Origin of the sequence: Ponticaulis sp. (assembly GCF_029210165.1) — a bacterium.
Lineage (GTDB): Bacteria > Pseudomonadota > Alphaproteobacteria > Caulobacterales > Hyphomonadaceae > Ponticaulis.
Genome location: NZ_JARGNT010000001.1, coordinates 2322813 through 2349723, shown reverse-complemented (window position 1 = coordinate 2349723; position 26911 = coordinate 2322813). Strand labels below are relative to the sequence as shown.

Below are 26911 nucleotides of genomic sequence, written 5' to 3'. Positions count from 1 at the left end.
CTAGCAGTCATTTATTCAAGTTTAAAGACAGAGAATATGGCGAGAACAGGGAAGCCATGCTAACGGGGCCTTCATGACAGATTCCTCTCCTATGACCTACCGCCAGGCAGGCGTTGACATCGATGCAGGCAATGAGCTGGTCGACAAGATCAAACCGCTGGCAAAATCGACTTTCCGTCCGGGCGTCGCATCCGACCTCGGTGGCTTTGGTGGCCTCTTCGATCTGAAGGCTTGCGGGTATGATGATCCCGTACTGGTTTCAGGTACAGATGGCGTCGGCACAAAGCTGCTGCTGGCTCAGGAAGCTAACTTCCATACGACGATTGGTATCGACCTCGTTGCCATGTGTGTGAATGACGTTCTGGCGCAAGGCGCAGAACCGCTCTTCTTCCTCGACTATTTTGCGACGGGCAAACTGGAGACCGATACCGCTGCTGAGGTGGTTGCTGGTATTGCGGAAGGTTGCCGCCAGAGCGGATGCGCCCTTATCGGTGGTGAGACCGCCGAAATGCCAAGCATGTATGCGCCGGGCCATTATGACCTCGCAGGATTCGTCGTTGGCGCTGTCGAGCGCGCTAATATTCTGCCGAAAATGGATGAAATGGCCGAAGGCGATGCATTGATCGCAATCTCTTCCTCTGGTCCTCACTCCAACGGTTATTCCCTCATCCGCAAGATCGTCGAGCGCTCTGGCCTCGAACTCTCGGCAGACGCGCCATTTGCGGAAGGCAAATCGCTTGGCGAAGCTCTGCTGACACCTACAAAGCTTTACGTGAAGTCTGTTCTTCCACTTATCAAATCCGGACACATCAAAGGCCTCGCCCACATCACAGGCGGCGGCGTGACCGAGAACCTGCCGCGCATGCTGCCGGATACACTCGTGCCGGTACGCGACGGCGATGACTACACGCCGCCAGCTGTGTTCGAATGGATGCAATCAGTCGGCAATGTCGAGGACGCTGAAATGTGGCGCACGTTCAATATGGGCATCGGCATCATCCTCGCGGTCGCGCCTGAAAAGGTCGAAGAAGTTCTGGCAGCCCTCCGCTTCAACGGCGAAGAAGCCTTCCTCTACGGACACCTGAAGAATGCTTGAGCGTGAAGAACCGGTCCGCCTGGCGATTTTCATCTCCGGTCGTGGCTCCAACATGAAAACTTTGGTGGAAGCCTGCCTCGACGGAGACGTGGTGGCAAAACCGGTTCTGGTGCTATCCAATTCCTATTCTGCTGCTGGCCTTGAATGGGCCAGTGAGCAAGGTCTGCCAATCGCGGCGATTGATCACCGCGCGTACGACGACCGCGAGTCTTTTGAAAAAGATGTTCAGCAGACACTCGAGCTTCACAATGTGGAGTTCATCGCGCTCGCCGGGTTTATGCGCGTTCTGACAAGCTGGTTCACCGAGCAATGGGAAGGCCGCATGATCAACATCCACCCATCCCTTCTGCCGAAGTATCCAGGCCTGCACACGCACAAGCGCGCCATTGAGGCCGGAGATGCCGAAGCAGGCTGTTCCGTGCACTGGGTCACTGAAGGTGTGGATGAAGGCGCTGTGATCGATCAGGAGCGCGTTGCTATTGAAGAAGGCGACACGCCAGACACATTGGCCGAGCGCGTACTCGAGCGCGAGCATATCCTATACCCGCGTGCCCTCGCCAAAGCGATTGACGATTTCCTTGATCGCGAAGCTGAGAACGAAGCCGAAGCTTAGGCGCGGCTTCCTTCTGCCCCTCTATCCCTGTCACGCCACGCGCGCCCGAGCACGCTGAACGCCATGCGCAGCAGAATGAGCGCGAGTACGCCAATCGCCGGGTCCCCTATCGCGAGCAACGCGAAGGCACCCGCAAACACGCCCACATGCAGAAGTACGATACGGCCGTACGGGGAGAACATTTCTTCCTGCGGAGACACATAGTCCTGCTGCCCACTTGGCCAATAGTCCATCACGGCGGCGATGAGCTGAAAAACAAAGATAAGCCCCATCGCATAGACCGCCGCGGGATAGGCCGTCACAATAGCGCCAAGCATCTCCAAGAACGCGTCTGGTCCCGGAGGTCCGATCCCGACCTCGGCGCCAGGCAAATTGATAAATGAAAATAGAAATACGCCGTGCCCGAAACAGAACATGCCGTAATGTACGCTGAAAAACGCCGCCAGAAAGAAGCCGAAGATTGAGCCAAATTTACCGAGGCCCACAATCGACGACGCAATAATCCGGAAAAATGTGACCACGCCAATAATCACATTTTCTGCCCAGTAGAGCAGAACCAAAGGCGCTGCGCCCCAACCAAAGAAAAAGACCAGAATAACAGGCACAAAGTCCACAGCGATGGCGAGCCATGTCAGCGGATCTTTGATGGCGGCCTGCCAGAAACTCGGGCGCAAGTAGTGAATCATGGAAACGTCCCCCGCCGTGAATTTACGGCAAGGGAAACAGTTTGCAATTCACCCGTTCAGGTCAAAAGACGCTTAGGCTGGCTCCGCCCAGAGGTCGTAATGATCTGCGCCAACGACGCGCGCTTCAACGATCATGCCCGGCTCAAGCTCTCCGCCTTCGGCGAGCTCTACAGTGCCGTCAATTTCAGGCGCATCAGCTTTGGTTCGGCCAATGGCGACATCACGGTCTTCATCGACGCTATCAACGATGACATCAACGATTTTGCCAATCTGCGCTTTGGAGCGTTCTGCAGAAATTTCTGCCTGAACTTCCATGAAGCGATGCCAACGCTCTTCCTTGACTTCCTCAGGTACGTGATCATCGAGCGCGCGGCTTTCCGCGTGCTCAACATTTTCGTACTTGAAGCAGCCAGCGCGGTCGATTTTCGCTTCGCGCATCCAATCGAGCAGAAACTCGAACTGTTCCTCTGTTTCCCCCGGGAAGCCGACAATGAAGGTCGAACGGATTGTGAGGTCCGGAACATCCTTGCGCCACTGGAGAATTCGTTCCAGCGCCTTGTCTCCGCCCTGTCCCGGGCGACGCATACGCTTCAGAACGTCGTTGTGAGCGTGCTGGAACGGAATATCGAGGTAAGGCAGGACATGACCTTCCGCCATAAGCGGCATGACCTTGTCGACGTGCGGATACGGATACACATAGTGCAGACGCACCCAGGCATCGAGATTGCCGAGACCTTTGCAGAGATCGAAGAAACGCGTCTGGTATTCCTCGTCCTTCCACATGCGAGGTTCGTACTTCACATCAAGGCCGTAAGCCGAGGTGTCCTGACTGATGACCATCAGCTCCTGAACACCGGCATTCACCAACTGCTCTGCTTCACGCAGAACGTGGTCGATCGGACGAGATACAAGGTCACCCCGCAGTTTCGGAATGATGCAGAAGCTGCACTTGTTGTGGCAGCCTTCTGAGATTTTCAGATAGGCATAATGGCGCGGCGTTAGGCGCAGGCCAGCTTCCGGAACAAGGTCGAGATATTTGTTCGGTGGCGGCGCAACGTTTTCATGCACCGCATTCATCACCTGCTCGTACTGGTGCGGGCCTGTGATCGCCAGAACCTTCGGGTGGCGTTCACGGATAACATCCGGCTCAGCCCCCAGACAGCCTGTCACGACGACTTTGCCGTTTTCGGCAATTGCTTCGCCAATTGCATCAAGGCTTTCATCCCGCGCAGAGTCGAGGAAGCCGCAAGTGTTTACGAGAACAAGGTCCGCGCCCTTATAGTCCGGCGCGATCGCATAGCCTTCAGCGCGCAAACGGGTCACGATGCGCTCGGAATCCACAAGCGCTTTCGGGCAGCCGAGAGAGACGATGCCTACTTTCGGCTGCGAGTTTGTTTCTACAGGTGCATTGACGGTCATGACGGCCTCAGATTCCGGGGAGCGCGCGGCTTTAACTGAAAATGGCCGGTTTGAAAACCATCAGGCTTCAGCAAGTACGCCCTTTTCGATCAGGTAAGTCTTCAACTCACCCTCTTCGAACATTTCTTTTATAATATCGCATCCGCCAACAAACTCACCTTTTACGTAGAGCTGAGGAATTGTCGGCCAGTTAGAGAACTGTTTGATGCCTTCACGGATTTCCATGTCTTCCAGAACGTTCACGGACTCATAGTCCACCTGAAGATAGTTCAGAATCTGGGACACAACGGAAGAAAATCCGCACTGCGGGAAGGTTGGTGTGCCCTTCATATACAGCATGACGTCGTTCTTATCGACCTGAGAGCGGATTGTGTCCTGAACACTCATGAAAGTTCTCCTTAAAACCTATCGCGGAAGTGAGGCTTTTGAAATGAAATATCAAGGCCTGTTGCCGCAAATGTTAGCGCATTTCAGCAATTTGCCTGATGCCATCCCGCATGGATATCTTCGCCTGCCAGCCTTCCGGGGCTGGCCAGGTCTGCAAGCGATCTGCATCTGCGCGCCTGATCTGTGCATCGGACAGGTCCGCGCCTTGCCCCATAATCGTACGGCAAAGCCGCAGAATAAAGCCCGGCACGCGCACAGTAAAAACAAGCCCGGACACCTCATCAGCGATCATCCGGTATATGTCTTTCATCTGATGGACGTCAGGCCCTCCCGCCCCGACTTTCAGTATTGGCTCGGACTGGTTTTTAAGGATATGGACCGTCAACGCCGCAAGATCATCATAGTGCACTGGCTGCTGACGCGCCGTACCCGCCCCGATCAACGGCAGCCCCCGAAACCGCTCAGCAAAGCCGATCAGGCGACCGATATTACCGTCATTCCGGTTTCCATAGATCATGCACGGGCGGATGATGGCGAGCTTACCGCCTGGCAGGGAGGACACAGCCTCTTCTTCAGCGCGCAACGCTGCATAGACGGGAGATTCAAAATCGATCCCGACATTGTTCGAAGAAAACAGGATAAGATGCGCAGAGCTTCCGTGCGCCCTGAGCTGGCGCGCATTCGGTCCACTGCTGGAAAGGATCGGACAGAAAACGATCTGCTCGCAATCAGCCAGCACGCTCGCTGCATTTTCAGGCGCATCAAGATCAAGCGTTCTTATCTCAACACCGGTCATACCATCCGCCCAGTTCAGTTTGGACAGATCGCGGGAGGTCAGGACCAAGTCGTGCCCGTCAGCGTCCGTGCGGAGCAAATCGAAAATAGCGCGACCAAGCGCGCCAGATGCCCCGATGATCGCTGTTTTCACAGAACCGCCTTACGCTGGCGCAGACGTTTTGAGCTGCAGCGCGTGCAGAACGCCGCCCATTTTGCCGTCCAGCGCGGCATAGACCATCTGGTGCTGCGCTACGCGCGGCTTACCGCGAAAGCTCTCGGACACGATCTTCGCGCTCCAGTGATCATCATCACCTGCGAGGTCTGTCAGTTCGATTTCAGCGTCCGGAAAAGCCTCGCGAAGCATTGTTTCCAGTGTGTTGCGATCCATTGCCATGTCAGTTCACCTGTGCGCCGAAGTCATTGATAAGTTTCTGCAGAGCCAGATGCCCATTGCTGATTTCCAGCGCAAGGGCCGGATCCGCAAAATCTGCTGCGCTCAGAGTTTCGCGATAGTGCGCGCGCACCCAGTCCTGCAATGCATCAATCTTCTGATCATCCAGCAGAAACGCCTGATTCACGCCGCGAAGCTGCTCTTCGGTCAGCACGACACGAAGACGCAGACAAGCTGGGCCACCACCATTTCGCATGGACTGACGCACATCCACATAATGGACGCGACCGATCGGCCCGTTGCTCTTCGTCATCGCCTCACAGAACAAACGCGTGCTCTCTGTCTCTTCTGTTTCGGTCGGCGCAATCAGCACAAGGCGATCCTCGCCCGGCATTTTCACGAGCTGGGAATTGAACAGATAGGATTTGATCGCGTCCTTGAGAGGGACTTCAGCATCCGGCACCTCAACAACGTTCAAGTCGAACAATCCTTCGCCAGCTTTCGCGATAGCATCATAGGCAGCCGCTTTATCTTCAAACGCCAGTTCGTGCGAGAACAGCGTGTTGAGCGAACCAACGCTGACAACGTCGTTATGGAAAGCGCCCGCATCAATCGCCTGACGCGACTGGCGAATATAAACTGTGCGCTCCGGCTTCAGCCCGTGCATGGCTGCAATGCGCTCGGACGCAAGCTTTGTCTGACGCGCAGGGAAGCCAGCTGTATCTTCACTGGCTTCACGACCGTAGACGAACACCTCTACGCCCTCTGCACCATGATCTGCACAGAGGCGCACATGGTTTGCCGCGCCTTCATCTGAAAAATTTGAATGCTCTGGCAGTGCTTCATGCACTGCAAACTGCCCCATATCCGCGAATATGGTTTGCAAGTTCCGGAACGTATCAGGGTGTTCCAGGCTACGGTGTAACATGGTTGAGAGATTTGCTGGCGTCAGATGCAGCTTACCGTCCTGCGTGTCCGCTGATGGCGAAACTGTCGCGGCATTCGCTGCCCACATAGAGCTTGCCGAATAGGCCGTTTTCAGAAGCGATGGCGCCTCACTGGCGGCCGCGTTGACCATATCTTCCTGACTACCGGTGAAACCGGCACGCTTCAGGAACGTCATGTTGGGACGCATAAGCGGCGGCAGGAACCCTTGCTTCAGCCCCGCTTTGTGAAGCGTCCGCATCTTCTCAAGCCCTTGCAGCGCGGCTTCCTGCGGACGGGAAACCTCACCGGCATTGTTAGAACTCGCGAGGTTACCATCAGACAGACCGCCATAATTGTGCGTCGGTCCGATCAGGCCATCAAAATTGACTTCGTAAGCCTCACTCATTTCGGGAACCCCTGCGCACCCATACGTTCCGGTGCATCTGCAATCTGGCTCGCCTGCGGCCATGCACAGTAATCTGCCGCATACCAGGCGCTTGGCCTGTGATTGCCCGAAATTCCCGGTCCGCCAAATGGCAGAGCGGACGACGCGCCTGCGGTCGGTCGGTTAAAGTTCAGAATACCGGCACGCATGCTGATGTGCACTTCATTCCAGAGCGCGGTGTTATCACTGATCAAACCACCCGCGAGGCCATACTGCGTATTGTTAGCGATGCGCAGAGCGTCGTCGAAAGACTTAGCGCGATAAACCTGCAGAAACGGCCCGAACAGCTCTTCGTCAGGCGGATTTACAGCATCCGTCATGTCTATAATGCCCGTCGAAACGAAGGCATCACTAATCGGCAGCTTCTCAAGCTTTTTCAGAGACTTACCACCCGCCTCTTCAAGCTTTTGTTGAAAGGCGAGTGCACCATCTGCAGCCTGATCATTCACGAGCGAGCCCATGAAGACGCCTTCCTCATCCCACTTACCGATTTTTACGCTTTCAGCGCGCGCCAGCACCGCCTGAACCAGCGCCTCGCCTTCCGCGCCCTCAGGCACGATGAGACGACGCGCACACGAACAGCGCTGGCCACTTGTCAGATACGCAGATTGCGCGGCGATATCAGCCGCAGCTTCCACGTCAGCAAACTCCCACGCGATGAGCGGATTGTTGCCGCCCATTTCGAGCGCAAGCATGATTTCAGGGCGACCACCAAATTTCTTATGGATGAAGGTGCCTGTTGCTGCCGAGCCAGTGAACAAAACGCCGTCAAGATCGCCATCCAGAAGCGCCGCGCCCGTATCGCGCGCGCCTTGGACAAGGTTCAGAACGCCAGGGGGCAGCCCGGCCTTTTCCATGGCTTTAACAAGCAGCTCGCCCGTCGCAGGTGCAAACTCGGAGGGTTTGAAAACAACCGTGTTGCCAGCAAGAAGCGCAGGCACGATATGACCGTTCGGCAGGTGTCCCGGGAAGTTAAATGGCCCCATAACAGCCATAACACCGTGTGGACGGTGCACGAGTTCGGAGCGGCCAAATACCGTGTCCGACACTGCGTTTCCTGTACGATCTTCATAGGATTTGATCGAGAGCTCGACCTTGCCCTTCATCGCACCAAGCTCTGTGCGGGTTTCCCAAAGCACTTTGCCGACTTCCCGTGAGATCGTGGTCGGCAGTTCGTCCGCCATCTCATCCAGCAAGGACGCATATTTGCGTAAGATCTCCACACGCTCGGCGAGCGGCGTACGCGCCCAACCGAGGAAGGCGCCACGTGCCGCTTTATACGCTTCAGAGACATCTGCGGGCGATGCGCTTTTGCCTGCCCATACAATTTCGCCTGTTGCCGGATCAGTCGATTGAAGCTCCGGCCCGGTGCCGGAAATCCATTGCCCTGCGATAAAGAGAGACATGCCTATTCCTTTGTCCAGATACGCCCTTGATGCCCCGGCTTGATCTTCAGTGCATCGAATACGGCTTGGTCCATCACAGCAACGCTGTCGGAGCGAGTATCAATTTTCGCCCATGCTGTGCGGAAGTTCTCAAGTGAGTCTGTCGAGACGAGAGCATCCTTCGAGCGATCTCCCGGCATGCCCAGTTCAAATGTGACAACACGCGACTCACGAATGGTACGGATATTCTTCCGCTGCGTAGACACTTGCGGACCACCATCAAAAATATCGACAACCCGCTCGAAGCGAAAACCTTCCCATTCGAGAAGCTTCATCGCGCCAATACCCTCAACATGGCAGCGACCGATCACTTCGCGTGCTTCGGGCGGCAGAAGGTCCACATAGATCGGATATTTCGGCATCAGATCCATAATGAACTGGCCGTCAGTGACGCCCGATTGATAGTCTGCTTCCTGAAAATCCATATCGAAAAAGCAGCGACCAACACCCTCCCAGAATGGTGAAATACCATTCGGATTCACAACGCCGCGCAGCTCTGCCAGCACCATTTCACCGAATTCGTCCGGCGCTGCGGCCATGAGCAAATAGCGCGATTGTGCAGCCAGACGCCCTGCCCGATGCGGCCCGCCCCTGAATTCTTTCTTCAGGAAGAGCGTACCCACTTCAGTATACCCCATGAACTCGTTCGTAAGCACGAGCGCATCCATGCTGAACCGGCGGTCGACAACGTTTGAAGACTGCAGAATCGTGATGATACGGTAATTGAAGAAAGGACGATTCATGCCGATGCCAGCCTTCACGGCGCAGCAGCCTACAACTTCGTCCGTCTCGTTATCTTCCATGACCAGAAGGAACTTGCCCTGCTGGGGCGCATCGGGGTTCCCCGAGAATGCCTTTTCAGAGGCCTCAAGGCGCTTGCGGATCAGGCCTTCGTCGACAGGCAGACTGGTAAAGCCCGGCCCCGATAGCTCGGCCAACTCCATCATATCGTCGAAATCGTCCAGCCGTGACGGCCGCATGATCAGCATGCTCATGTGTCCCCTTCCATGAGTTTCTTGATCTGGTGGGCGTCCATACGCCCTTCTGCCAGACGGCAAAGTATAAGCGCCGAAAGCGATGCGCGCTCTTCGAAACTGTCAATCACTACAAATTCTTCGGTGGAGTGGATGCGTCCACCGCGAACGCCAAGCGTATCAATGTTCGGCACGCCTGCGGCAAACACATTATTGCCCTCGCAGACGCCACCAGTCGACACCCAGCCCAATTCAAGCCCGAGCGCACGTCCGGTTTCCTGTACGCCACTGAACAAGGCCTGCTGCGCCGCGTTGAACGGTTTAGGCGGTCTGTAAAATCCGCCATGTATGTGGGCAGAAATGCCATCCAATTCGTTCAGATCACTGACTAGCTTGTCGATGTTTTCCTGAGCCCAATCTGTTGCTGGCTGATCCGGAACGCGCACATTGAAGCGCACGACCGAAAGGTCTGGCACCTGATTATTCGGACCGCCGCCCTCAATTTTTCCTGTATTGAAGGTCACACCGTCGCGGACACCGTTCAGGCTTTCCAAAGCGACCACAAATTTCGCAGCTGCCAGCACCGCGCTTCTACCATCTGCATGCGCGCGGCCCGCATGAGCCGAGATGCCTTTAATTACGAGACTGAAATTGCCGCTACCTTTGCGCTCACCGGCAAAGTCTCCGCTCTCCAGCGCTGGCTCATACGTCATCCCGACATGTGCACCGAGCGCGGTTTCGTGAATCACCTCAGCGCTTACGGGATTGCCGATCTCCTCGTCCGGGGAGATGACGATCCGATAGCCGATCTGTTCCGCGCATTCAGTTTCTTCAAAAGCGCGAAGCGCTTCGGTCATTACAATCAGGCCGCCCTTCATGTCAGCCAGGCCCGGCCCATTTAGCTTGCCCTCTCCGATGTCTTTTACATCATCAAAACCTGCTGATGGCGGGAAAACTGTATCATAGTGCCCCGTAAAGACGATCTGTACTGGCGCGTCCTGCCGGCAAGTATGACGAATAACCGGGCCCGTTGGATGCCCCCTTTCCTTACCTTGTGCTGAGATCTGCGGAATATCTCCGCGATCAATCAACTCGGTTTCACCAGGTAAGATAGAAAGACGTTGAGAAATCAGAGGTACCATCCGGCGGAGCCCTTCGGCATTCCAGCTACCGGAATTTACACGCGACCAATCCACAGTCAGCGCGCACATCTCATCACCTTTGCCAGCAATTTTAGCCAGCACCAGTTTATCAGTCTCGTTGAGCTGATCGAGCATGGATACCTTTCCAATTCTACAGCGCGGCGAATTAGCTAAGCATCCAGGGCCATTGGCGGCGACAGGCGGCTCAGCTCCGAATCCGGATCACACTAAATCAAAGCAGAAACGTAAGGCGGCACGCGCTCCAGATAAAGCCGTAGCCGACAAATCTTTCCCGATGCAAAGGGTTTGGCGCAATAAAAAACGGCCCGACTGCAAAGTCGGGCCGCCTTTAATTCGATAATCGCTCGGATTATTGAACGATGATGCGCACTTCTGAACGACGGTTCAGAGGCTCACGAACACCGTCTTCAGTCGGACGAGCGTTAGCTGTCTCACCGAATGCTTCTGTGCTGATCATGTCAGCAGAGACGCCGCGCGCTACGAGAGCGTCACGAACAACTGCCGCACGACGTGCAGAGAGACGTACGTTGTAAGCTGCTGCACCAGAACGGTCAGCGTGGCCGCCGATACCTACTGTAGATACAGAGCAGTCGCCGCGAGCTGCGATCTGACGAACCGCACGGTCGATAACCGCTGCAGCTTCAGATGTGAGGTCAGACTCGTCCCACTCGAAGTAAACCACGAATTCCTGAGACACAGTCGAGCACGCTGGGAGTGCCGGACGCGGTGGAGGCGGCGGCGGAGGTGGCGGAGGTGGCGGAGGAGGTGGTGGCGGTGGTGGTGGTGGTGGCGGTGGTGGCGGAGGCGGTGGTGGCGGCGGAGCCGCAAACTGCCAACGCAGACCAGCTGTCACGTTATGTTCGATCAGCTCGCTGTCGTAATCAACGCCGAGAACGCTGTCACCGAAGTCAGCATTGCTAACTACGAAGTAGCGGTAGCCGAGGTCGAATGTCAGTTGCTCTGTGAGGTCGTAACCGAAGCCTGCGAGAAGCTGATAAGCGAAAGCGCTTTCAGAATCGTCGAGGAAGTTAGCACGAGTAACTGTTGGACCAGAAGTGTCTACGAGCGCCATGCTTGTGATTTGCGCTTCAATTTCAGACCAGCCAACACCAGCACCAACGTATGGTGCGAAGCTCGAACCCATGTCGAAATCGTAGTACAGGTTCAGCATTGCGTCCCAACCGTCATAGCTGCCGATTGGAGAAAGAACCACGTACTCAGTCGCAGAAAGGTTGCCCTGATAAACAGGCAGGTTGCCAGCGTTAGCTTCTACGTCGAGGCTGTTGTTGTGCTGCGTTACAGCACCTTCAAGACGGAAACCGTTGTCGAAGCCATAACCAAGGCCGAGGCCGTAAGTCATGCCGTCTTCGACTTCAGATTTACCAGCGAGAACGCCAGGAACCGGATTAATCGGATCGTAGTCGAATGTGCCGTCAAAAGTGTAGCCTACGTCACCGCGGACATACCATCCGTCAGTTGCGTAGGCCGCGCCCGTTGCCGTCGCCATTGCGAGGGCTGCGGTGGCGCACAAAAGAGTTTTTTTCATACCCATCCCCTTGAGTGAGCCGCCAAAGTCGTCGGACTGAGCGGCCATAGGAAACCGTGTGGAACGTCCACACATCTTTGTACATATCCAGTTTCTGAGAAAAATGCGATACCCTTTCCGAGGTAAGTCGTTGCATTTTCATGTCGTTTTCGACCAGAGAGGCTAGAATGCAACAGTTCTAGGCATTCTTCGCCAGATTTTCGCCTTAATAGGGATGACTCTGCGTCAAATACGTCACGCTTGAGCAACGAAACACCGAATTTTGATGAGAATCGATTTCTGAAATTGCCGGATGACCATTTCACTTCCTCCCACCGGCATCGCACACTCTACTGAACAATCAGAGCAATCCGGAAACAGGCTAAAAGCCCCCACCTCATCCTCTGACACAAGCATGACGCGCGGCAGACTTACGGGTTCCAAAGTTTTTCGAATTTTGTTTGAGAAGCCTAGTCGCCAGTCTCGCCAGTATCTCGTCGATTGCCCGGCGTTTCTTCTGCCTGATCAGATTCCTCCCCCGGAATGGCGTATCCATCCGATAGCCAGCGCGACAAATCCACATCTGCGCACCGTTTTGAACAAAACGGCTTAAACTCTGGTTTCGCGCGGTTTTTCTCACAAATCGGGCAAAGTGGCAGGCGGTTCATATCAACTCTATCTGGTAATCGAGCCCCGTCTTATTCAGAGGCTCCCATTTTATCCGACCGCCTGTTCGGGCCTTTAGTTCGCCCTGCCAGTCAAATGCGGTCTGTTTCATATACTCGGTCAGCGCTACTGACGTCTTGAGCGTAAAGAAAGCGCTCCGGTCCGATTCGGCAAGAGTTAGCGCTTCGCGCATCGCGCTCAAAAACGCTTCGAGTGTTAGTCGTTCTGCGCTGCATGTCTCCGTCGCAAACTCGAACAGCGGTTTTTCACGACGCGCTACCGTCGCCTCGATCAATCCGAAAGCTGACGGAGGAAGCACCCTCACCGTACGTCCGGTCAACGCTTTTAGCTTCGTTTCGAACTGGGCCGCCAATCCTTTGGCTTTCTCACCTTTCGGCGCGCCTTCAAGGTCAACCACAAATAAACCTGCGAGCCCGCGCAGATTGATCTGGCGCGCGGCTGTGGCAAGCGCATCCGTGTTCAATCCAGAAACACCTGAACGCTGAACTCGCCCGGATGAATCTACGTCTATCGCAGTCAAAGCCCGGGTATAATCGAAATGCAGTTTTCCGCCGTTATCGATCGTAACGGTCGATGCCAACGCAACATCAAAAGCGGCGCGACACATTTCTGCTTTTTGCCCAAAGGAAAACTCATCCGTCAGATCGCTAGAGCCGGGCAAACGCTCAAGCCATGCGTCTCGCGCATCGTTTTCAGACTGGATAATCGGCGGGCCTGATGCCGGTGAGACATTGGCTACCTTGTCGCGGTAAGCCTCGGCACGCACCGAGACATTGATATGCGCGCCTTCCACAGGCGGTGTCCGTGATTTTGAAATATTGAAAAATGCCTGCTCACCGATCGAGAGGTCGACAAAGCCCATCCCCCCTGCGCGGTCGATGGACCTTACGATCGCAGGCAGCACATCGCCGCAACGCGCTGACGCATCAATATCGCGATCACGCCAGATAAATAGTGAAACCGGCTCTCCGTTCGGCAGGCTGGCCAGCGTCCAGCGCTCACCAATCCAGCTGATATCAATCAGCTCAAGCATGACCGCCGGTCAGGACCGGATACCCTGCCCCCATAAGAAGATTTCGCGTTTCGAACAGTGGAAGTCCAACGACCGCAGAGTAGGAACCACTCAGGTCAGAAATGAATGCCGACGCCATCCCCTGAATGCCATACCCACCTGCCTTACCATTCCATTCACCACTCGCGAGATAGACGGAAATCTCTTCTTCGGTCAGACGCTTCATCTTCACACGCGTCACAACAACGCGACGAGACAAAGATCCGTCAGCAGCGATAACGGCGATGGCTGTGAGCACTTTGTGGGCGCGCCCGGACAGAAGTTCGAGGCATTCGCGCGCAGAGGTTTCGTCTTCGGTCTTTGGTAGAATGCGGCGCCCGACAGCAACAACCGTGTCTGCTGCCAGTATAACGCTACCCGCAAATTGATCCTGCACGGCCTGAGCTTTTTCTATCGCCAAGCGCTCGGCGTAGACGCGCGGAAGCTCGCCCTGATGAGGGGTCTCATCAAGGTCGGCAGGATGGATTTTGGTCGGGATGATGCCCATTTGCGCAAGAAGGTCGCGGCGCCTCGGCGAGGCGCTAGCGAGCACAAAATCAGGCAAAGAAGAGTGGGACACCACTATTTAAAGCGGTAAGTAATGCGCCCCTTAGTGAGGTCGTACGGGGTCATTTCGACAAGCACTTTATCGCCTGTCAGAACACGAATGCGGTTTTTACGCATTTTACCTGCCGTATGAGCCACGATTTCGTGGTCATTTTCCAGCTTCACCCGGAACGTCGCATTGGGAAGCAATTCCACAATCGTTCCAGTGAATTCAAGCATCTCTTCTTTTGCCATGCACTCCTCGAGGGCAACCAATATAATCAAGGGGTGGCATATAGTGTAATTTTCTCGAAAGCGTCACCCATTATGCACTAAATAGCCGCATAAACTTCAAGGGAAAGAACAAAAACCTTGAATCTATGTTATTTTTTTGCTGGTAAAAATCATCAGCTTTTGGCGTGCAAAGCACAAATGAGCGTAAACAGGCGACGCGCCGTATCAAAATCAGTATCGATTTTCCCACGCAGGCGCTCTGCAAGAAGCTCGGAGCCTTCATTGTGAATGCCACGACGCGCCATATCGATCGCCTCGATCTGGTTCGGAGTCTGGTTGCGGATCGCATCATAATAGCTGTCGCAAATCATGAAGTAGTCTTTCACGATCCGACGAAACGGCGCCAGCGACAGAATGAAGGTGTGCAAATGAACATCCGCTTCATTGCTGATCTGCATAATCAGGCGGTTATCCTGACGCGATAACGCAAGCTTGTAAGGGCCCGCCGGATTACCTTCCAGCGAAAAGGTATTGTCTTCGAGCAGATCAAAAATCGCCACACGACGCTCGTGCTCAGCATCCGGCCCGGCGGCGCTGAGGGTTTCATTGTCGATGTCTACAGCGATTATCCGCTCAGAACTGGTCACGTCTCTGTTTCCTTACCGAGTCGAATGGAAACACTCCGTTCGTGTGCAGGCAAGTGCTCAGATTGCGCAAGCGCAATCGCAGACGGCGCGAGATGCTCGAAACCAGCACGACTGATTGACTGGATAGATATCCGTTTCAGGAAATCAAACAGGCCGAGACCAGACGAGAAACGCGCGGCTCCGGAAGTCGGAAGCACGTGATTCGAGCCTGTCACATAATCACCGAGCGCTTCGGGTGCCCAAGCCCCGAGAAAGACCGCACCCGCGTGACGGACCAGATCGACCTTACTTTCAGGAGCCTCAATAGCGAGCTCGAGGTGTTCCGGCGCGATTTGATTCGAAATTTCACAAGCCTCATCGATCGAACGAGACTGAATGAATGCGCCATGCGCCTTCCATGAGGTGGTTGCCGTCTCGACCGTAGGAAGCTGTTGAAGCTGGCGATCAAGCTCGCGCTCGACCTCATCCAGATATGCTGCGTCCGGTGAAATCAGAATGGATTGCGCAGCAGGATCATGCTCAGCCTGAGACAGGAGATCAGCTGCAATCCAGTCGGCAGGAACGGAGCCATCACCAATAATGCAAACCTCAGAAGGTCCGGCGACTGTATCGATACCAACGCGGCCAAACACCTGACGCTTCGCTTCGGCAACAAACGCATTGCCCGGGCCAACGATTTTATCAACCGGCTTCATTTTACCAGCGCCGAAAGTCAGCGCCGCAACAGCCTGCGCACCGCCAATCGGATAATATTCCTGAACGCCGGCACGAATAGCAGCGTAGGCAACAGCAGGGCTCAGAACGCCATCCGGCGTTGGCGCGACCATGACGATCCGCTTTACGCCAGCAACGCGTGCCGGAACCATATTCATCAGAACGGAGCTTGGATAATTTGCGCGTCCGCCGGGCACATATACGCCCACCGAATCCACCGCGTTCCACTTCCAGCCAAGATTAAGCCCATGGCCATCGTCAAAGCTGTGGTCGGACGGCATCTGCGCTTCGTGATAGGCAGAAATACGGACGTGCGCGAAATCGATGGCGCGCTTTACCTCATCCGGGCAGCCTTCCGCGATTTTGGCTAGATCCATGGACGGGTTTGAAAGCGTGTCAGGTTCAATCTCGAAGCGGTCAAACCGGCTTGTATACTCAGCCACAGCGTCACCGCCGCGCGTCTCAACCGCATCCAGGATTTCACGCACAATATCGCGCGTGTCCTGCGCATTGCCGCGAGGTTCTTTCAGAAATGCGCCGAAGTCAGCTTCGAAACCGCTATCAGAACTATTAAATCGCCGTGCCATCTGGCGTTATTCCTTGTGTGCCGGACGGTTCTTTGCAGGCCATGGCTGGCTGACGTCCACAAGAGTTGCATCCAGACAGTCTGCTGACACAACAAGCTCTCCGTCGCCAGCAAAAATGAGACGGAACTGGCCAGAAGGAGCTTCACCCCCCTCCTCCCACTCTACAGACATAAGCGAAAGCACCAGATCGGCAGACTTTGGTGGCAGACCGCGCGCCTTAACGCCGGTGACATCTTCCAGAGACAGTGCGCTGCGAACACGCTGCTGCGCGTCGCCTTCGCCATTTTCCCAGCGGAACCGATTGAACTCGATGAGGAAACGTCGCTTGCGAGCTTCATAGGCAATGTCAGCAGGTTTGCAGACACCATCCTGACATGCAGCTGAAATGATTTTCAGATCGTCGGCATCTACCGCCATCAATCTCAATGTGTTCGCTTGCGACAATTCCGCCTCCGGGCATTCCGTCGTTATTCTGTGTCGGCCCCGCGTTCGATCCGGGCACCACATGCATTTAGTTTCTCTTCGAGATTCTCAAAGCCCCGATCGAGGTGATAAATGCGATTAACTTCAGTCTCACCTTCAGCGACCAGACCGGCAATGACCAGACTGACAGATGCGCGCAGGTCGGTTGCCATCACGGGTGCGCCGACAAGATGGTCTACGCCATGCACAGTGGCGACCTTTCCCTGCACACGAATGTCTGCGCCGAAACGGTTCAGCTCCGGTGCATGCAGAAAGCGATTCTCGAAGATGTTTTCTGTGATTGTGCTCGTACCGTCCGCGACGGTCATAAGCGCCATGAACTGGGCCTGAAGGTCAGTCGCAAAGCCCGGGTGCGGCTGTACGTCGACATCAACGGCCTTCAGACGTTCACCATTGCGCTGAATACGCACGCCATTGTCTTCCACGGACGCAGTCACGCCCGCCTTGCGAAGATGCTCGAGCAGAGATGTCATTTCAGCAGCCGGCGCGCCCTCAAGCAGAACGTCTCCTCCAGCCGCCGCCACAGCCATGGCGTAAGTGCCAGCCTCAATACGATCCGGCATGACAGCGTAAGAGACGCCTTTAAGCTTATCGACTCCTTCAATACGAATCGTCGATGTTCCCTCGCCTTCGATCTTCGCGCCCATGGCTTTCAGCATGTTAGCAATGTCGATAATTTCCGGCTCGCGCGCAGCGTTATTAATCGTGGTCGTGCTCTTAGCGAGCGTCGCAGCCATCATTGTGTGCTCTGTCGCGCCGACGGACGGAAATGGCAAATCGATAATCGCACCGTTCAGTCCGCGAATTGCAGCGGCTTTCACATAACCTTGCTCGATAACAATGTCGGCACCCATGGCTTCAAAAGCATCAAGGTGAAAATTCACAGGACGCGCGCCGATTGCGCAGCCACCTGGAAGAGAAACCGTTGCATGCCCAATACGTCCCAGAAGCGGACCGAGAACGTTAAACGTAGCGCGCATCTTACGCACAAGATCATAAGGCGCGATCGTCGAAGAGATGTTAGCTGCGTTCAGGCGGCAGGTAGAGTCGCCCTGCGGCCAATAGACGTCAACGCCAAGCGTAGAAAGCAGGCGCGCCATAAAGCGTGAGTCAGCCAGATTTGGCATATTGCGCAGCTCGACAGGTTCGTCTGTCAGAAGCGCAGCTGCCATGAGTTTCAGTGCGGAATTCTTGGCACCTGAGATACGGATATTTCCGTTCAGCCGGTGACCGCCGCGAATTGTAAGTTTGTCCATGGCGCAAGCTATTCCCGGAGTCGCGCAAACGCAAAGGCGTTATTGCGGCAAAAGTCAGATCAATTCAGGCTATTTCGGATCAGACGAGGCGTCGGGCTCCGATTTGGCCTTTCTCGCCGCCGACTTACGACGCCGTAGGTTGGCGCGCAATGCATCCTTTAACCTCTGCTCCTTTTCAGCTGCAGAAGGCTTCTTCTGGGATTTGCCGGTTTCTTCAGACATTCTTTATCCGCGCTACTCATAAGGGGTTTTCAATCGCAATTGTTTGAGGTAACGAGCCCGCTCTGCGATTTCAATGCCGCGGTAGCTCAGTGGTAGAGCGCACCCTTGGTAAGGGTGAGGTCGGGAGTTCAATTCTCCCTCGCGGCACCAGTTTTCATAAAATTAAATACCGTCATCACGAGCGCGACTCCCAATTGGCCGTTTGTGCGGAAATGCGCATCTCAGATGGCGTTTTTCGTCCACACAAGCGTGCAAGATACGAAGCAGCTCAGCGCTGGACACATGCTGACGCACCGGAAAGTGTGATTTTTTTTCAACACTTACACATTATTCTTTTAAAAAATAAGCCCTATTCGGACGAATGAAGACCCTTAATTTTAAGTCAAAAGCCATATTTTTCAGGTGGTTAAATGATTGACAAAAATTCACATGCTGAAAATTCAGGCTTGATCTGATGAATCTCCTATCGCATAGTCTTCTCAATGACACCGGTGTCATACCGGGACACACCTTTGGGAGGAAGTTCATGAAACGCACTTTATTCAATCAATTTTTTGCGGGCGCATCCCTGCTCGCAATGGCTGTGGCGGCACCAACCGCTATTGCCCAGGAAGCTGAAACAGCTGACGACGAAGCCCGTCTGTCCACCGTTCAGGTAACCGGTTTCCGTGGCTCGCTTGCTGAGGCTCTGGACGTCAAGCGCGAAGCATCAGGCGTTGTTGACGCGATTGTTGCTGAAGACATCGCAGCGTTTCCTGATCTGAACCTTGCTGAGTCTATTCAGCGTATTCCTGGTATCTCCATCAACCGCGTTGCGGGCGAAGGCCGTCAGATTACGGTTCGTGGTCTCGGCTCTACATTCACACGCGTACGCATTAACGGCATGGAAGCGCTCTCCACCACGGGCGGTGCAGACTCTTCTGGCGGTACAAACCGTAGCCGTGGCTTCGACTTCAACACATTCGCATCTGACCTCTTTAACGAGATCGTTGTTACCAAAACGACTTCCGCGTCTATGGATGAAGGCTCCCTCGGTGCGACTGTAGATCTGCGCACAGCGCGTCCGCTGGATTATGACGCTGGCCTGACAGCCGCTGGCTCAGCGCAGTTCGGCTATAACGATCTCTCTGAAGAGTTCAGCCCTCGCTACGCTGGCCTGCTGTCCTGGACTAACGACGCAGAGAACTTCGGTGTTCTCGTGTCTGCAGCTTACTCAGACCGCACAATCCTCGAAGAAGGCTTCTCTACGGTTCGTTGGCAGGATGCTAACTTCCGCTCAGTCAACGGCGTAGCTTGCCCTGCTGGCCCAGATTGTGCCTCCGTCGACACAAACTCTCTGAACTACCACCCGCGTATTCCGCGCTATGGCCGCCTGACTAACGATCAGCAGCGACTCGGCCTGACGGGTTCTGTTCAGTTCCGTCCGACTGACCGCACAACGGTTTCTCTCGACGCGCTCTATTCGAACTTTGAAGCGACACGCGTTGAGAACTATATGGAAGTCTTCTTCCGTAGCCAGGAAGGCCAGATCGACGTCAACAGCTTCACGCTGAACAACGCTCAGAACATTGTCGATTCCGGTAACTTCGACATTAGCGCGAACGCGAACGGTACACACCCAATCCGCTCTGAGGGCCGTTACGACGAACTCGAAACCGACTTCACCCAGTTCACTCTGGAAGTTGACCACGAATTCTCTGATCGTCTGCGTGGTAACTTCGTTGCTGGTACGGTTCAGTCCGACTTCGACAACCCGATCCAGACAACCATCTTCTTTGATGCTGTCGGCGACGTGAATGGCTACACCTATGATTTCCGCGGCAACGAGAATACGCCGGCGATTGATTTCGGTAGCCTCGACATCACAGACCCGTCCCAGTTCGCGTTCACAGAATTCCGTGACCGCCCGAACTCTGTTTCGAACTCTTTCACCAACTTTGCTGGTACGCTTGAGTACGACTTCAACGATGCAGTCGTTCTCTCTGGCGGCGTCAGCCTGAAACAGTTCGAGTTCGACACAACTGAAGCACGTCGTGAGTCTACCAACGGCTCACTGGTTTGCGGCCTTCCAGGCGTCACCTGCCCGGCTGGTGCAACCGGTCTGCCGATCACAGCTGATCTCTACAGCATCCTGTCAGGCTTCGGCACAAACCTCGGCATGCCAGGCAGCAATGACACAAGCTGGATTGTTCCAAACGTGTCCGCAGCAGCTGATCTGATCAACGCTTATGGCATTCCAGGCGCTGTTCGTGACGGCAATACCCGTGGTGTGGAAGAAGAAGATCTGGGCGTATTCGTTCAGGCTGACTTCGAATACATGCTCGGTGACGTTCCAGTCCGTGGTGACGTTGGTGTTCGCTACGTCGAAACAACTGTTGAATCTACCGGTATCGTAAGCGGCACAGCTGTAACGGTTGAACGCTCTTATGAAGACACGCTTCCATCTCTGAACCTGAACTTCGAACTCCGCGAAGATCTCGTTCTGCGTACAAGCGTTGCAAAGGTGATGGCGCGTCCATCTCTCGGCAACCTGACACCAGGTGGCTCTCTGGACAGCTTCAACGGCCCTCCATTCTCCTACAGCGCTGGTAACCCGGGTCTCGATCCGTTCCGTGCAACGACATATGACGTGTCTCTGGAATGGTATTTCGACGATGAAGCACTCGTATCCTTCGCGTACTTCTACAAAGACGTAGACAACTTCTTCAACTCTACGATCTCCAACGCAGTACCTTACAGCCAGACAGGCCTCCCAGCGAGCCTGCCACCGGCTTCCAGCCCGCTGTTCAACCTGATCCAGGCTGGCGGTGACCCGACTGTTGAAGTTCGCCAGACATCCAACGGCGGCCCAGGCAGCATTTCCGGCTTCGAGATCGGCTATCAGCAGCCATTCACATTCCTGCCGGGCATCTGGTCCAACTTCGGCTTCCAGGGCAACTTCACGCACGTAGAGTCTGATGACATTATCGGATTCTCTCCAAACGCGTACAACGCAACCCTGTACTATGAAGATGACCGCTTCTCTGCACGCCTCTCAGCTGCGCAACGTGATGCCTACATCACACGCCGCGAAAACTCTAACGGACGTGACGAACGTGGCGTAGACTCCAGCTTCAACCTGGACTTCGCATCTTCATTCCAGCTGAACGATCAGATCGATCTGACATTTGAAGCGATCAACCTGACTGACGAGTTCGAGCAGCAAATCTTCGACGCTGCCGATCTAGTGAATGTCTATCACCACACAGGAACCGAGTTCCTGTTCGGTGCTCGCTTCAAGTACTAAGTTCTCCCTCAGAACTATCTCCTGTTCTGCAGATCAAACTGAAACCGGCGCTCTCCCTGTGGCGCCGGTTTTTTCTTATCCAATCGGAGGTTCAGATGACACGCCCTACCCGCCGCCAACTGTTTCAATCACTCGCCGCGACGGGGATAGCCTTTCCCGTTCTGAACGCGTGTTCGCGCAATTCGGGCGAGCCGCGCTCGACCGCAGAAGATCGCGAATGGGGCTTTGGTTTCGAAGACCAGCGTGTCGCTGACCGCGGAGATGGCACTTTCCTCAACCCGATCTTCGCAGGCGATCACCCTGACCCGGCAATCATACGTGATGGCGACGTCTATTACGTTACCTTTTCAACCTTCGAGGCATATCCGGGCCTGATGATTTACCGGTCATATGACCTCGTAAACTGGGAGCCGGTTGCCCCCGCGCTCAACACCTATATCGGCTCGGTCTGGGCGCCTGACCTCATACTACATGAAGGCCGGTACTATCTATATATTCCAGCTCGCACCGATGATTACCGGTCAATATATGTGATCACCGCGGACAATATCGAAGGCCCGTGGTCAGAACCTGTCGACCTGTTTTTGCCAGACCATATCGACCCCGGACACATCGTCGGAGAAGACGGTAAACGCTATCTGTTTTTATCCAACGGCGACATGATCGGCCTCACGGATGATGGGCTCGCCACGGATGGCGAAGTTACCCACATTTACGATCCATGGCGCTATCCAGAAAGCTGGGACGTGGAATGCTTCTGCCCTGAAGGCCCCAAAATGCTCCGCAAGGATGACTGGTTCTACATGCTCACGGCAGTTGGGGGCACCGCCGGCCCACCGACCAGCCACATGGTCATCAGTGCACGATCCCGTTCGGTACACGGCCCATGGGAACACGCACCAAACAATCCGCAGGTTCGAACACTGACACGCGACGAGCAATGGTGGTCACGCGGTCATGCCACACTGATCGACGGCCCGAATGGTGACTGGTGGCTAATTTCTCACGGCTATGAAAACGGCTTTTGGACATTGGGCCGGCAAGCGCTGCTCGAACCCGTCCGCTGGCGCGAAGACGGCTGGTGGGAATCGCTTGGCGGTGATTTGTCTTCGGCTTTCCCTATTCCTGAGGTGGAGAGAGCCCTACCGCACGGCGCTCCTCACTCCGATGACTTTGCCGGTTCCAGTCTCGCTGATCAATGGCGCTTTTTCAGGCCCTCCCGCGACGAGTATGCGCGTATTTCTCTGCTCCAGCCAGGACTGGCACTACAGGCGCGCGGCGAGAGCCCTGAAGACAGCTCTCCACTTTGCTTTGTTGCTGGTGATTTATCCTACGAAGTCACGGTGGAGATCCGGCGCGAAGCAAGCAATGAAGCAGGACTGCTCGCCTTCTATAATGACCAGCTTTATGCCGGTCTCGCGTTCAATCATAACGGGCTTCTTTTCCATCGTTATGGGATGTCACGTCGACGCGCAGCCGATATTCCGGCTGGAACGGAAACCCTGTTCATTCGTATGAAAAATGACGAGCACGTGCTGACCTTCTATTTCAGCCTTGATGGCGAAAGCTGGTCTAAAATGGACGTGCAGATGGAAGTTTCAGGCTATCATCACAACGTCGCCTACGGCTTTTTCAGCCTTAGACCGGGCATCTATTCCTCCCGCGAAGGCTCAGCCCATTTTCACGACCTGCAGTACAGGGCATTGCGCGACGGCAGATAAAAAGAAGGGCCCGCCAAAGGCGAGCCCCTCACTTCAGATCATGTGACAGAAAATCAGGGACTATGCTTCTGTCAATCGAAGTGAAATCTCTTCTCCAGCCAGGGTGACGGACGCGCTGTCGCCAGCAAAAGCTTCATGCACGCCAGTTACCGCGCCCGTGAGCACCATCATGCCAGCCTTCAGCGGCAGGCCGCGTTTAGCTGTGTTTTCAAGGAGGTAGCGAACGGACTCGACTGGCCCCCCTGGAATGCCTTCAGGTGTTGCGCGCCCGACAGACTGCTCGTTGACAAAGGTCTCGAAGGTCCAGTCGGAAAGGTTCATGTCGCGCCAGTCAGTAATTTCCCGGCCAATGATCAGGCCGCGATTGTTTCCGAAGTCGGAGATCGTCACCAACGGGCCAAAATCATTGATTCCTTTGAACGGGCTGCTGGCCAGTTCAACACCGAAATGCAGCGCACCGATATACTCAAGCGCATCCTCAGTGGTGAAGTCCGTTTTACCGGCAGGAACATCTTTGCTGATTACGGCGGTTACCTCACCTTCAACAGCAGCAAAACCGTCGACATACACAGGCAGTGCGAGCACATCACCGGAATTCCGGTGGAAAAATTCTTCGAATACAGGGCCAACCAGCCGGTCATGACCGAGCTTTGTTTCATAGTCGCCCGTAATCCGTCCGACTTTCCAACCTGCAATGGCAGTAGGCCAAAGCGCGATGGCCGCATCCTGAATAGCGTAAGCTTCGTCGAGGCTGGCTGGCAGGTCGCCCGGATACGCGTCAATTCCGGCACCACTACGGCGCGCTGTGACGAATGCCTCAGCCCGCGCATCTGATCCAGCGAGTTTCTGTGTTTTTGTTTCCTCGCTCATTTCCAAGCCTCGTTTTCTTTATTTCTTTTGTCGTTCTGGACATCGATGGTAACCGGTGTCATTCATGCTTGTCTAGACGTTGTTGTACGTTTATCCAACAACAAAATATCGAGAGCACACTTTTCCGGGGAGGAAATACCAAATGAGCTTTTCTAAACTTCGCACCGCACTCATCGCGACGACGCTTTTCACGGCAGGACCTGCCCTGATGGCCGGCTGCGCAACGGCTGTTGAGCCAGTTGCAGCGCCTGCAGTCAGCTACACCCTGCCAGCGCCGGACGCCATCGGTTGGGATTACGGTCTTCCCCCATACGCGCACTCTGTCACCAATGGAGGCAATGGCGGCGAGATTGTTCGAGTCACCTCTCTTGAGAGCGAAGGCCCGGGCACGCTTCGCGCTGCGCTGGAAGCGGAACATGAAGGTCCGGTTACGATCGTCTTTGAAGTCGCAGGCGCGATTGATCTGGACGGCAATAACCTGCCTATCCGTGGGTCAGATATCACAATTGCAGGTCAGACGGCCCCCTCCCCGGGCATCACACTGATCCGCGGTGGTTTCACGATTTCCGGTCACGATATCATCGTTCAGCACATGCGCGTCCGTCCGGGCGACCGCGGCATGCCAGAACGCTCAGGTGATGACATTGACGGGCTGTCTACAGGCGGCGCTTACAATATTGTCGTCGACCATTGCTCTTTCAGCTGGGCGACGGATGAGAACCTGTCTTCATCAAGCCGTCGTTTCTCTGGCGAGACACCTGAAGAATGGCACCAGAACGCGTCTCACGATGTGCTCTATTCAAACAATATTATCGCAGAGGGCCTCGCACATTCTGTTCACGCAAAAGGCGAGCATTCCAAAGGCTCTCTCATCCACGACCACGTGAACAACATCGTGCTCTATGCAAATCTGTATTCGTCCAATTATGAGCGCAGCCCGCTGTTCAAAGGCGACGTGCACGGCGCGATCGTGAACAATTTCATCTACAATCCAGGCCAACGTGCAGTTCACTACAACTTGCAAGCGCTCGAATGGGCTGGTCACGCGCCCGAGCTGGGCGAGATGGACCTCCTTTCAAACGTCATGCGCTATGGTCCATCTACACAGCCCGACCTGCCAATGGTGATGATTGGCGGCATCGGCGATCTGTCTATCTATGAGAGCGACAATATTGCCGTAGACCGTTGGGGCCATGATGCGCCGATGTACGGTCATTACACGGTTGGTCCGGCCGAGTTCCTCACAGCGGTTTCTGCGCACATGGACCTCGAATCACTGCGCATCCTCCCATCCGAGCAGGTGGAAACATACGTTCTGACCAATGCAGGCGCACGCCCTTGGGACCGCGATACACATGACGTTCGCGTGACCGCGGATGCCGCAGAAGGACGCGGCGGCATTATCGATAGCCAGGACGAAGTTGGTGGATACCCCGAGTTTCCTGACGTTCGCCGTGCTTTTGACCCGGAAAACTGGGATCTGAACACAATGAGCCCGCGCAATGAAGCTGCCCTCAGCGGTGACCTCAGCGCTCGCGGCACTTAAATTTCAGCTATACGACGCTTTCTGAGGCTGTATGCTTTTGCAAAATATCAGCCTCAGGTGTGGTACGGACAGTGGCCAGTAAAGAAAACAGTGATCGCCCTTCGGGATTGGACGATATCGGTACCGGTATCGAAGGGCGCGTTACAATCAACGACATTGCGCGTCTGGCAAACGTTTCGAAGAAAACGGTTTCCCGTATTATCAACCGCTCGCCTCTGGTGAGCGAAGATACACGCAAGCGCGTTGAGGCCATCATTGCCGAACACGGCTTCCGGCCAGACCCGCAAGCACGTGCCCTTGCCTTCCGAAAATCCTATTTGATCGGCCTCGCTTACGATAACCCGAGCCCACAATACGTTGTGAATATGCAGCGCGGCATTCTCGATGCGCTGTCCGTCACCGACTATCAGCTCGTTCTGCAGCCGGTAGACCGGACCAATCCAAACTATCAGGAAGAAATCTGTCTCTTCGTGGAACGCCATCGCCCGTCCGGCATGATCATGCCGCCGTCGGTTTCAGAGGATGATGCGCTGGCTCACAAGCTCGAAGAGCTGGGCTGCAATTATGTGCGCATTGCCTCGGTTGAGCTCGATGAGCCCTACCGCATGATCCGCACGCAGGATGCCGAGGGCGCAGCGCAGGCGGCCCGCCATCTGGCAACGCTCGGCCATAAGCGTATCGCCCATATCCACGGCCCTAAAAGCTTCCGGTCTGCCCACGAACGTCTGTACGGCTTCCGCAATGGTTTAGCAGAGTTTGGCATTGAGCTTGAGAGTTCTCTGACACTGGAAGCCGGATATACCTTCGATTCTGGTGTGCAGGCTGCCGATAATCTTCTATCTCGCGCCAAACGCCCTACCGCGATCTTTGCCGGTAACGACGAGATGGCGATTGGTATTTATACGTCGGCCCGCAAGGCCGGTCTGAGCGTGCCTGAAGACCTTTCAATTGTCGGCTTTGACGACACGCCGATGGCAGCACGTATCTGGCCACAGCTGACAACCGTAAAACTACCGATCCGCGAGATGGGCCAGGAAGCCGCAACCCGCCTTCTGGAACAACTGCGCGGCGAGAACACAAAGTTCGTCAAAGAGTTCACGCCGGAAATCATTGTTCGCCAGTCCACAGCGAGACCTAACAGCTAGCTTACCGGTTGATAGTGTGTTTTCTCAATGTTATGACACCGGTTACCATAGGTGAGTTTGAAGGGTAT

At 55.0% G+C, this 26911-nt stretch carries 26 protein-coding genes and 1 tRNA gene; 8 read left to right on the top strand and 19 right to left on the bottom strand.

Going from position 1 to position 26911, the window contains the following annotated elements; genetic code table 11:
* Positions 1–73 precede the first annotated feature (73 nt).
* Both purM and purN read left to right on the top strand, forming a co-directional pair.
* On the top strand, positions 74–1096 hold the full coding sequence (gene purM / locus P1U45_RS11425; protein ID WP_301059183.1) for a phosphoribosylformylglycinamidine cyclo-ligase: 1023 nt from the start codon (positions 74–76) through the stop codon (positions 1094–1096).
* Positions 1089–1709, top strand: a complete 621-nt coding sequence (gene purN / locus P1U45_RS11420) for a phosphoribosylglycinamide formyltransferase (protein ID WP_301059182.1) — start codon at positions 1089–1091, stop codon at positions 1707–1709. The genes purM and purN overlap by 8 nt, the downstream gene beginning before the upstream one ends.
* Here the strand turns inward: purN and P1U45_RS11415 are convergent.
* The 18 genes from P1U45_RS11415 to murA all read right to left on the bottom strand — a co-directional run bounded on the left by P1U45_RS11415 (position 1706) and on the right by murA (position 18053).
* Entirely contained in the window at positions 1706–2395 is a 690-nt protein-coding gene (locus P1U45_RS11415; RefSeq protein ID WP_301059181.1) for a DUF6498-containing protein, read from the bottom strand. The genes purN and P1U45_RS11415 overlap by 4 nt on opposite strands.
* Before the next feature lie 72 nt (positions 2396–2467).
* Positions 2468–3814 (bottom strand): 30S ribosomal protein S12 methylthiotransferase RimO, encoded by a 1347-nt coding sequence (gene rimO, locus P1U45_RS11410; RefSeq protein ID WP_293609354.1) that lies wholly within the window; start codon positions 3812–3814, stop codon positions 2468–2470.
* Between the two features lie 60 nt (positions 3815–3874).
* The gene (gene grxD / locus P1U45_RS11405; RefSeq protein WP_293609353.1) at positions 3875–4201 is read right to left on the bottom strand and encodes a Grx4 family monothiol glutaredoxin; all 327 of its coding nucleotides are present in this window, start codon (positions 4199–4201) and stop codon (positions 3875–3877) included.
* A gap of 73 nt (positions 4202–4274) precedes the next feature.
* Positions 4275–5129 carry an NAD(P)-dependent oxidoreductase gene (locus P1U45_RS11400; protein WP_301059180.1) on the bottom strand — a complete coding sequence of 285 codons (855 nt, stop codon included), beginning with the start codon at positions 5127–5129 and terminating at the stop codon, positions 4275–4277.
* 9 nt (positions 5130–5138) lie between these two features.
* Positions 5139–5372, bottom strand: a complete 234-nt coding sequence (locus P1U45_RS11395; RefSeq protein WP_022695123.1) for a BolA/IbaG family iron-sulfur metabolism protein — start codon at positions 5370–5372, stop codon at positions 5139–5141.
* 1 nt (position 5373) lies between these two features.
* Positions 5374–6702: an N-succinylarginine dihydrolase gene (locus P1U45_RS11390; protein ID WP_301059179.1), complete on the bottom strand. Its 1329-nt coding sequence runs from the start codon at positions 6700–6702 to the stop codon at positions 5374–5376.
* Positions 6699–8147: a succinylglutamate-semialdehyde dehydrogenase gene (gene astD, locus P1U45_RS11385; RefSeq protein ID WP_301059178.1), complete on the bottom strand. Its 1449-nt coding sequence runs from the start codon at positions 8145–8147 to the stop codon at positions 6699–6701. The genes P1U45_RS11390 and astD overlap by 4 nt, the downstream gene beginning before the upstream one ends.
* A gap of 2 nt (positions 8148–8149) precedes the next feature.
* Positions 8150–9181, bottom strand: a complete 1032-nt coding sequence (locus P1U45_RS11380; RefSeq protein WP_301059177.1) for an arginine N-succinyltransferase — start codon at positions 9179–9181, stop codon at positions 8150–8152.
* Complete coding sequence (locus P1U45_RS11375; RefSeq protein WP_301059176.1) at positions 9178–10437, bottom strand: hydrolase; 1260 nt, start codon at positions 10435–10437, stop codon at positions 9178–9180. Before P1U45_RS11375 ends, P1U45_RS11380 begins: the two co-directional genes overlap by 4 nt.
* A gap of 235 nt (positions 10438–10672) precedes the next feature.
* A complete protein-coding gene (locus P1U45_RS11370) occupies positions 10673–11869 on the bottom strand; it encodes an outer membrane beta-barrel protein (RefSeq protein WP_301059175.1) in 1197 nt (398 codons plus the stop codon).
* Between the two features lie 449 nt (positions 11870–12318).
* Positions 12319–12516 (bottom strand): DNA gyrase inhibitor YacG, encoded by a 198-nt coding sequence (gene yacG / locus P1U45_RS11365; RefSeq protein ID WP_301059174.1) that lies wholly within the window; start codon positions 12514–12516, stop codon positions 12319–12321.
* Positions 12513–13397 (bottom strand): ribonuclease E/G, encoded by an 885-nt coding sequence (locus P1U45_RS11360; RefSeq protein ID WP_301059173.1) that lies wholly within the window; start codon positions 13395–13397, stop codon positions 12513–12515. The genes yacG and P1U45_RS11360 overlap by 4 nt, the downstream gene beginning before the upstream one ends.
* Before the next feature lie 163 nt (positions 13398–13560).
* On the bottom strand, positions 13561–14151 hold the full coding sequence (locus tag P1U45_RS11355) for a Maf family nucleotide pyrophosphatase (RefSeq protein ID WP_301059172.1): 591 nt from the start codon (positions 14149–14151) through the stop codon (positions 13561–13563).
* 17 nt (positions 14152–14168) lie between these two features.
* Positions 14169–14387, bottom strand: coding sequence for a translation initiation factor IF-1 (gene infA / locus P1U45_RS11350; protein WP_022695114.1), 219 nt, complete (start codon positions 14385–14387; stop codon positions 14169–14171).
* A 152-nt stretch (positions 14388–14539) separates the two neighbouring features.
* Positions 14540–15013: a UPF0262 family protein gene (locus P1U45_RS11345; RefSeq protein WP_301059171.1), complete on the bottom strand. Its 474-nt coding sequence runs from the start codon at positions 15011–15013 to the stop codon at positions 14540–14542.
* Complete coding sequence (gene hisD, locus P1U45_RS11340) at positions 15010–16314, bottom strand: histidinol dehydrogenase (RefSeq protein ID WP_301059170.1); 1305 nt, start codon at positions 16312–16314, stop codon at positions 15010–15012. Before hisD ends, P1U45_RS11345 begins: the two co-directional genes overlap by 4 nt.
* Before the next feature lie 6 nt (positions 16315–16320).
* Positions 16321–16758, bottom strand: a complete 438-nt coding sequence (locus P1U45_RS11335; RefSeq protein WP_301059169.1) for a DUF2948 family protein — start codon at positions 16756–16758, stop codon at positions 16321–16323.
* Positions 16759–16781: 23 nt separating this feature from the next.
* Positions 16782–18053: a UDP-N-acetylglucosamine 1-carboxyvinyltransferase gene (murA, locus tag P1U45_RS11330; protein ID WP_301059168.1), complete on the bottom strand. Its 1272-nt coding sequence runs from the start codon at positions 18051–18053 to the stop codon at positions 16782–16784.
* Here murA and P1U45_RS11325 point away from each other — a divergent pair.
* The 4 genes from P1U45_RS11325 (at position 18052) to P1U45_RS11310 (ending at position 23282) form a co-directional block, all read left to right on the top strand.
* Positions 18052–18297, top strand: coding sequence for a hypothetical protein (locus P1U45_RS11325; RefSeq protein ID WP_301059167.1), 246 nt, complete (start codon positions 18052–18054; stop codon positions 18295–18297). The genes murA and P1U45_RS11325 overlap by 2 nt on opposite strands.
* Before the next feature lie 53 nt (positions 18298–18350).
* Positions 18351–18425: transfer RNA gene (locus tag P1U45_RS11320), tRNA-Thr, on the top strand.
* Positions 18426–18801: 376 nt separating this feature from the next.
* A complete protein-coding gene (locus P1U45_RS11315) occupies positions 18802–21561 on the top strand; it encodes a TonB-dependent receptor (RefSeq protein ID WP_301059166.1) in 2760 nt (919 codons plus the stop codon).
* Positions 21562–21656: 95 nt separating this feature from the next.
* Positions 21657–23282, top strand: a complete 1626-nt coding sequence (locus P1U45_RS11310; protein ID WP_301059165.1) for a family 43 glycosylhydrolase — start codon at positions 21657–21659, stop codon at positions 23280–23282.
* Between the two features lie 60 nt (positions 23283–23342).
* Here the strand turns inward: P1U45_RS11310 and P1U45_RS11305 are convergent, their stop codons facing one another.
* Positions 23343–24152: a fumarylacetoacetate hydrolase family protein gene (locus P1U45_RS11305; RefSeq protein WP_301059164.1), complete on the bottom strand. Its 810-nt coding sequence runs from the start codon at positions 24150–24152 to the stop codon at positions 23343–23345.
* Between the two features lie 142 nt (positions 24153–24294).
* On the opposite strand from P1U45_RS11305, the gene P1U45_RS11300 reads away from it, so the two are divergent.
* Together P1U45_RS11300 and P1U45_RS11295 are read left to right on the top strand one after the other, a co-directional pair.
* A complete protein-coding gene (locus P1U45_RS11300; protein WP_301059163.1) occupies positions 24295–25698 on the top strand; it encodes a pectate lyase in 1404 nt (467 codons plus the stop codon).
* Between the two features lie 71 nt (positions 25699–25769).
* Positions 25770–26843: a LacI family DNA-binding transcriptional regulator gene (locus P1U45_RS11295; protein ID WP_033232404.1), complete on the top strand. Its 1074-nt coding sequence runs from the start codon at positions 25770–25772 to the stop codon at positions 26841–26843.
* Positions 26844–26911 lie beyond the last annotated feature (68 nt).